The organism is Anabaena sp. CA = ATCC 33047, assembly GCF_963870205.1.
GTDB lineage: Bacteria > Cyanobacteriota > Cyanobacteriia > Cyanobacteriales > Nostocaceae > Trichormus.
In genome coordinates this window covers 21,081-27,080 of record NZ_CAWMSA010000007.1, presented here as the reverse complement: position 1 = coordinate 27,080, position 6,000 = coordinate 21,081, and the positions used below count along the sequence as shown (strand labels likewise).

Genomic DNA, 6,000 nt, shown 5'->3' with positions numbered 1-6,000 from the left:
ATTGGTAGATGCACCCTGATAACTAACTCCCCTGGTTGGCTAACACCTGACTAGGGGCTTTTTTTGTAGTTGACAACCAGTAAGTCCAGATGGGATTTACTGATTGCCTCTAGAAACCACTGATTATTTTGATGAATGTACCCTAATCAATAACTCCCCGAACTGACTGCCACCGATTGGAGCTTTTTTTTTCGCAAGCAAAAAAGCAAATCCATTTGTGACAATTTTCTCCGGAACATACTGTTGAATTCTGGAATAGTGAATTGGTAGATGCACCCTGATAATTGCCTCCCCTAGTTGGCTGCCACCACTGGGGGTTTCTTTTGGAGATCAATTACAGAAAATCTTACCGTCAAAATTATCCGGGAGACTGTAATTTACCGTGGAACAATTAATTGGTCAATGCAGGTAAATGCAGGTAAATGCACCTTAATAACTAACTCCCCTGTTTCGTGAATATTCCCTGGAATCATCAGGGGTAAATCTTGAGTTTGTCTGCCCTGGTTCTTGGTAGTTGCTTAGGGCTACATTCTAGCTCAAGATTGGAGTTATATTCTAGCCCAGATGTTGTGTTGTTGGCCTGAATGTTATAGTCTCTTGACCATATTGGCGTGAGACTCCGCAATTATATCCTATTTTTGCACGTTTGCAGTGTAAATTTATCGCAAAGCTATTACTCATATAGAATTAAGTAATCAAGAGAAAGTTCCCTGTGAGTTTTGCTGATTACTTATTTGGCTGTGCGATCGCCTCACCATTGAGCAACAATGATGCGAGGAATGATTGGTTGCTCCGGGATATCCTGATTTCAGGCGATGGCTATATATTAGTTCAGCGATTATTGCGATTTTTGTACAGCAAGAGCATATTTGAGCCTTTATGTGTTAACCTTGATTTTTGAAAATTTTTAATTTTTATCGAGAATTTTTACTTTTATCCGAGGATTGATTAATACCCCCAGCCGAAAAGCTATGCTGAAGTATATCGGCAACCTCAAAAATATACATATAATTACATGAGTTTAGCTGTTATTAAATTTTCTTCCGAAGAATGCGGCATCTGTCACAAAATGTCTTTTTATGACCAAAAGGTGGCTGAGGAACTAGGTTTGCAATTTATTGACGTAAAAATGCAAGATACAGCGACCTACCGCAAGTATCGCAAGATACTGCTCACCCAGTATCCTGATAAATCAGAAATGGGATGGCCTACCTACATTATTTGTGAGTCTCCCGAAGGCGAATTTCAAATCATCGGCGAAGTCAAGGGAGGCCATCCCAAAGGGGAATTTAGAACTCGTTTACAGCAAGTTCTCGATTCCGCCGCTAGTCAGAATTAAGCAACTCAAATGATTGTACTTCTAGAACAGGGCCAATCATGGCAATAGTCATGATATCTTCGCGCACCTGTCCTGTAACTTGGGCTTGTTGTCCAACTTTGAGCAGTTCTTTGTCTGCACCCTTGAGAATTTCATAGGTGACACCCTCATTGGTGACTAACGCCCATGCGCCCATACCAACTTGACGGCGTTCAATTGTACCTGTGATTGTGATGCTCATAAGAGTTAGGAAGTAGGGGGATGAGGGGGATGAGGGGGATGAGGGGGATGAGGAGAAAAATCCTGTGCATCGATTCCCAATGCCCAATGCCCCATGCCCCATTTCCCTTTAAGCTGTTTGTTCTTCGTCTTTCAATGCTAAACGAGCTAGTCCGTAACAGAGTAGGGCGTTGACTATGAGGAATATTCTGGCTAAGTTAACGTTACCAAAACCCCACACGGCTGGTTGTAAAACTGCGCTGACTGTTAAACAAGCGGCTACACCTAGGGTAGAACCAATAGCAAACCATTTCCAGTTGGGATGACCTAATAACAAGGCCATTAATACAATTGGAATTAATACACTGGCAAAGATGGGATTTAAGGCATCTGTACCTTGTAGGGTGTTGCCTAATTCGGGAATGGAACTACCTAAAACACGGAATGGCCACTGGGGTAGGTCAAATATATAGATGCCTTTGAGGAAGAATAACCCAGAACTACCAAAAATCAAGCCGCTAGATAACGACCAACTCCAAGTAAAGGGGAAGTAAACCCGCAAAAACCACGCTAGGATATAAGAACCAAGTACCATTAATACCTTTGGTAACAGTGCGACTGCACCGCCATCTATCCAAAAACCAGGGTTAAGATAGCCGTTATCCCGCAACCACCGGAAGAAATCTTGGAAACTGATTTGTCCCTCGGTGGCGAGTTTGATGGCTGCTTCGGCGTTGAGTTGTCCAGCACCGTAGTAGTTGAGTCCATCATCTTTAATGACTCTGGCTGACTGCTTGAGGACTTTTAAAATTTCGTCTGGTTCTGTGATGCCTGTAGTTTTGATTAAGGCTGCAACACCAGCAACGTGAGGTGCAGCCATGCTGGTTCCTTGGAGTCCGAGAAATACGTTTTGCCCTTCTTCGTTGATGGTTTCTTGTAGAATCGCACCGGCATCAGTGCCACCAGGGGCGGAAATATCAACGCCAGCACCAAAGTTAGAATAGGGGGCTTTTTCGCCATCAGGCCCAAAGGCGGAAACACCGATGACATGAGGATAACGGGCGGGATAGGCGGCAGAATTTTCGTTTTCGTTACCGGCTGCGGCGATGATAACTACACCTTTGTTGTGGGCGTAGTCAATGGCTTGTTTGAGTAGTTGACTTTCACCGCCACCCCCTAAACTCAGGTTAATGACATCTGCGCCTTTATCGGCGGCAAATTTAATTGCTTCGGCAATATCCGCTACAGTTCCGCCACCATAGGCACTCAAGACTTTTAGGGGCATAAGTTGGGCTTCGTAGGCAACTCCTGCTACACCATATTTATTATTGGTGGCTTGGGCGATAGTCCCGGCGACGTGAGTACCGTGTCCGTTGTCATCGCTGGCTTCTTCTTTGTCGTTGACGAAATCGTAACCTTTGACGAATTTTGTTTCTTGCAAGTCTCTGACTTTGGTAATACCTGAGTCGATGACAGCGACGGTTGCACCGTTACCTTTGGTTTGACTCCAAGCACCTTCTACGCCGATTTTGTGGAGGTTCCACTGTTTGCTGTAATATTCGTCATTGGGTGCTGTTAGTGAGGGTTTTACGTCTTCACCGTTTTGGGGTATTAAGATTTCGCCGATCCAAGTGGGTTTAGCGGCTGGCTCAATCAGCTTGTAGATATAATTCGGCTCGATTATTTCTGTAGCTTGAGCGAAGGGGGATTTTTTCAGTTCTTTGAGGCGATCGCGATCGCCTTTGATAATATAAACATTGTCTGAGGCTGAGAATTTATTATCTAACTGAGGAGTAACGTTGTATTTTTGGGCGATCGCTTGTAAATCTTGCTTAATTACCTCTGCTGGAATATCTTCGCGAAAATCTAATAAAATTGTCTCGAATTCGCCTTTGGCTGCTAATCCCTGAAAATTCAGGAAACCAAACACAGCCCCTACTAACCCGATGACAAACAAGCACAATATTATAAGTTTTCTCATACCAACTCATCACCGCTTTTTGCCAGTTTGCTCACTACAATAACTTATCTGTGTCCCTATGGGGTGAACTTTGCAATTAAGTTAAACCTTTTTAGTTAAATCTTTGACTGAGGAATATTTAAACAATGGAACGTGGTCTTTTCTGGTTGCCTCTGTTAATTATCTTTTTCTGGTTGGCTTGGCAAGGCGCACAAGAGTATCAAAAAGTTGAAGCTTATCGGGCTTGGGCAGAGCAATTTGAACGGGCTAAATACGATATATATGCAGTATTAGGTCAAAAAGGTGACGATATCACTTGGGGTAAACCCACAGCTAAAGGGATAATTCAACCGCAAACTTTTTCTTTAGTTGATGTCCAAAAAATCCAACTTCTGATAGATGGCAAAGTAGTAGATATAAATTTATTACCAAATAAAGGACGTTCTATCGAGCTAGAATTTATCTTAACCGACACAGCTAACTCAATAAAAGTTCCGTTTACAGAAATTCCCCTGGCAGCAGAATGGGGTAAATTTTTGCAAAGCACATTGCAAACTCTAGATAATCAACAAAATTCATAGGTAATAGTTAATTGACGCAATTTTTTGTAGGGTGGGCATTGCTGACAATTTGCTAAGACACTTAATTTTATATTGTTGGCAATGCCCACCTTAACCTGATTGAGAATGATGCCAGACATAACTATTATTTTTAATTAATAACTATCAGAAAACTAAAATTATAGATTTGTAGTTAATTATTTAGATAAAAACCGGAAAAATTGATTAAAATGCAGGGTAAATCATGAAAATAATTATGCCATTTATTTCCGTGGCGTTATTACTCACCGCTTGTTCTGCCGGTGATGACGCTTCCTCGCAAGTTATAAATACTATTCCAGCCAAGGTAGAAAACTGTCCCAAGGCGGAAGTTGTTTATTTAACTGCACTCCAGCCAAACCAAAGCTTTTATGATCGGTTCGATTTTCATACTCGTAATATTGTCGCAGATGCCGACTTAATTAAGTTTCAAACTTTAAACCAAGATTTTGTTTTTTGCAGAAGTAACAATACTTGGACAGTGCAACCAGGTACTTTACCCAAGGAATCACAACCAGAAAGCAATTATGAGGACTTCGTGCAAGAGTTGGTAAATCCCAAGTTTAAAAATATTAACTTTCAAGGGAAAAATTATCAGTATCGAGTGGTTAGAGAACCAAAATTAAATGTGGGAGAAAATAATATTATTTCCCAGCCAGAAGTCACAGACCCCACAAAGGATAAAGTTGTCTTTGAATTAGTTACGCCTAATAGTAAAAACCCACAGCAACAAACACTATATACTCTCAAAGACTTGCAGGATGCAGCAGTAAAAGCGGGATATTCTGCTGTAGGAAATCAATTAGGTTTTCCTCGCATTACATCTGCTATGGTTTATGGAGAACGTCTATGGTGGTCGGTTGCTTTTGAACAAGGTGAAGGCAACAATGGCATTGCGACTATTGTCAGTTATGACCCAAAAACTGATAAATTTAGTGTCATGCAACCGGAAGGTTTAGGATTTACTCAAATTACGGATTTAGCCATTACTGGTGATGTCAATAGTCCTACTTTTTGGATGGGTACTAATATTAGTGGTGAAGGAAATCTCTACATTCCCGCTCAAGGTTTAGTTGCTTACCGTCCCAATTCACAAAATCCTAATTCTGGAACTTTGACGGCTTACACAGTACATAACAGTCCCTTGGTGGGGGCAATTCCTGACAAACTGAGATTAGAGAATGATCAGTTATGGGTTAGTACCGCTAACGGTGTTTGTCAAGTTAAATGGCAAACTGCTGATAATGCTGATAGTTGGTCTTGCTGGCGATTTGCGGCTATGGCTAAACTACCAGAGAATCTACCAGTTTATAGTGCTTTGACTAATAAAACTGCGGCTGCGGCTTTATCTCCCAACAATAATGGGGAGACTGTAGAAGTGTTGTGGTGGAATCCTATCAACTTCCAAACGCAAACGGGACGTTATGAGGTGAGATATCCCCAAGGCTTCACTGTCAAGTTAGATGAAGGTGCTAGCCTCTATGAGTTTCAGCGTCTTTTACCGCCAGGAAAGCCGCCTGTTGACTGGCCTGGGTGGCAATGGCATTGGAACGGAGAACGTTTTATCCGTGGTTGGGATGAAGTATCATTAAATTTAGTCGGTGGTGGCCCGCGAGGTATTGGTTCTGGTCAACTGAACCTCGATGTTCCTATTAATTGGAATGCGATACGTGGCGATTTAGAGTTACTCGACCTGTCAAGCAAATCAACTCATGTAAAATATTATTCTGGGTGGGTTGATGAGAATAAAATTCAACCTTACATTACGGTTGTACCGCAAGCAAAGCCTCACAATCCTCAACCAAATCCTTTGGCAGCTATAGCCAAGCAGTTACCATCTAGTCAAAGATAGGGGTGTCAGGGTGTAGGGGTGGAAAAAACCCTTTCTTTGTGAGTAAATTTTG

At 41.9% G+C, this 6,000-nt stretch carries 6 protein-coding genes; 4 read left to right on the top strand and 2 right to left on the bottom strand.

The annotated features are described in order from the left end of the window. Positions 1-712: 712 nt before the first annotated feature. Positions 713-901 carry a hypothetical protein gene (locus AACS98_RS02725; protein WP_156481597.1) on the top strand — a complete coding sequence of 63 codons (189 nt, stop codon included), beginning with the start codon at positions 713-715 and terminating at the stop codon, positions 899-901. A gap of 114 nt (positions 902-1,015) precedes the next feature. Then, positions 1,016-1,339 (top strand): hypothetical protein, encoded by a 324-nt coding sequence (locus AACS98_RS02720; protein ID WP_066376057.1) that lies wholly within the window; start codon positions 1,016-1,018, stop codon positions 1,337-1,339. Here the strand turns inward: AACS98_RS02720 and AACS98_RS02715 are convergent. Continuing rightward, positions 1,326-1,559: a hypothetical protein gene (locus AACS98_RS02715; protein ID WP_066376056.1), complete on the bottom strand. Its 234-nt coding sequence runs from the start codon at positions 1,557-1,559 to the stop codon at positions 1,326-1,328. The two genes, AACS98_RS02720 and AACS98_RS02715, sit on opposite strands and share 14 nt — an antisense overlap. A gap of 108 nt (positions 1,560-1,667) precedes the next feature. Further along, a complete protein-coding gene (locus AACS98_RS02710) occupies positions 1,668-3,518 on the bottom strand; it encodes a S8 family peptidase (protein ID WP_066376054.1) in 1,851 nt (616 codons plus the stop codon). 125 nt (positions 3,519-3,643) lie between these two features. Here AACS98_RS02710 and AACS98_RS02705 point away from each other — a divergent pair, with 125 nt between their 5' ends. Beyond that, positions 3,644-4,078, top strand: a complete 435-nt coding sequence (locus AACS98_RS02705; RefSeq protein ID WP_066376051.1) for a hypothetical protein — start codon at positions 3,644-3,646, stop codon at positions 4,076-4,078. Positions 4,079-4,301: 223 nt separating this feature from the next. Continuing rightward, positions 4,302-5,948 carry a hypothetical protein gene (locus AACS98_RS02700; protein ID WP_066376049.1) on the top strand — a complete coding sequence of 549 codons (1,647 nt, stop codon included), beginning with the start codon at positions 4,302-4,304 and terminating at the stop codon, positions 5,946-5,948. Positions 5,949-6,000 lie beyond the last annotated feature (52 nt).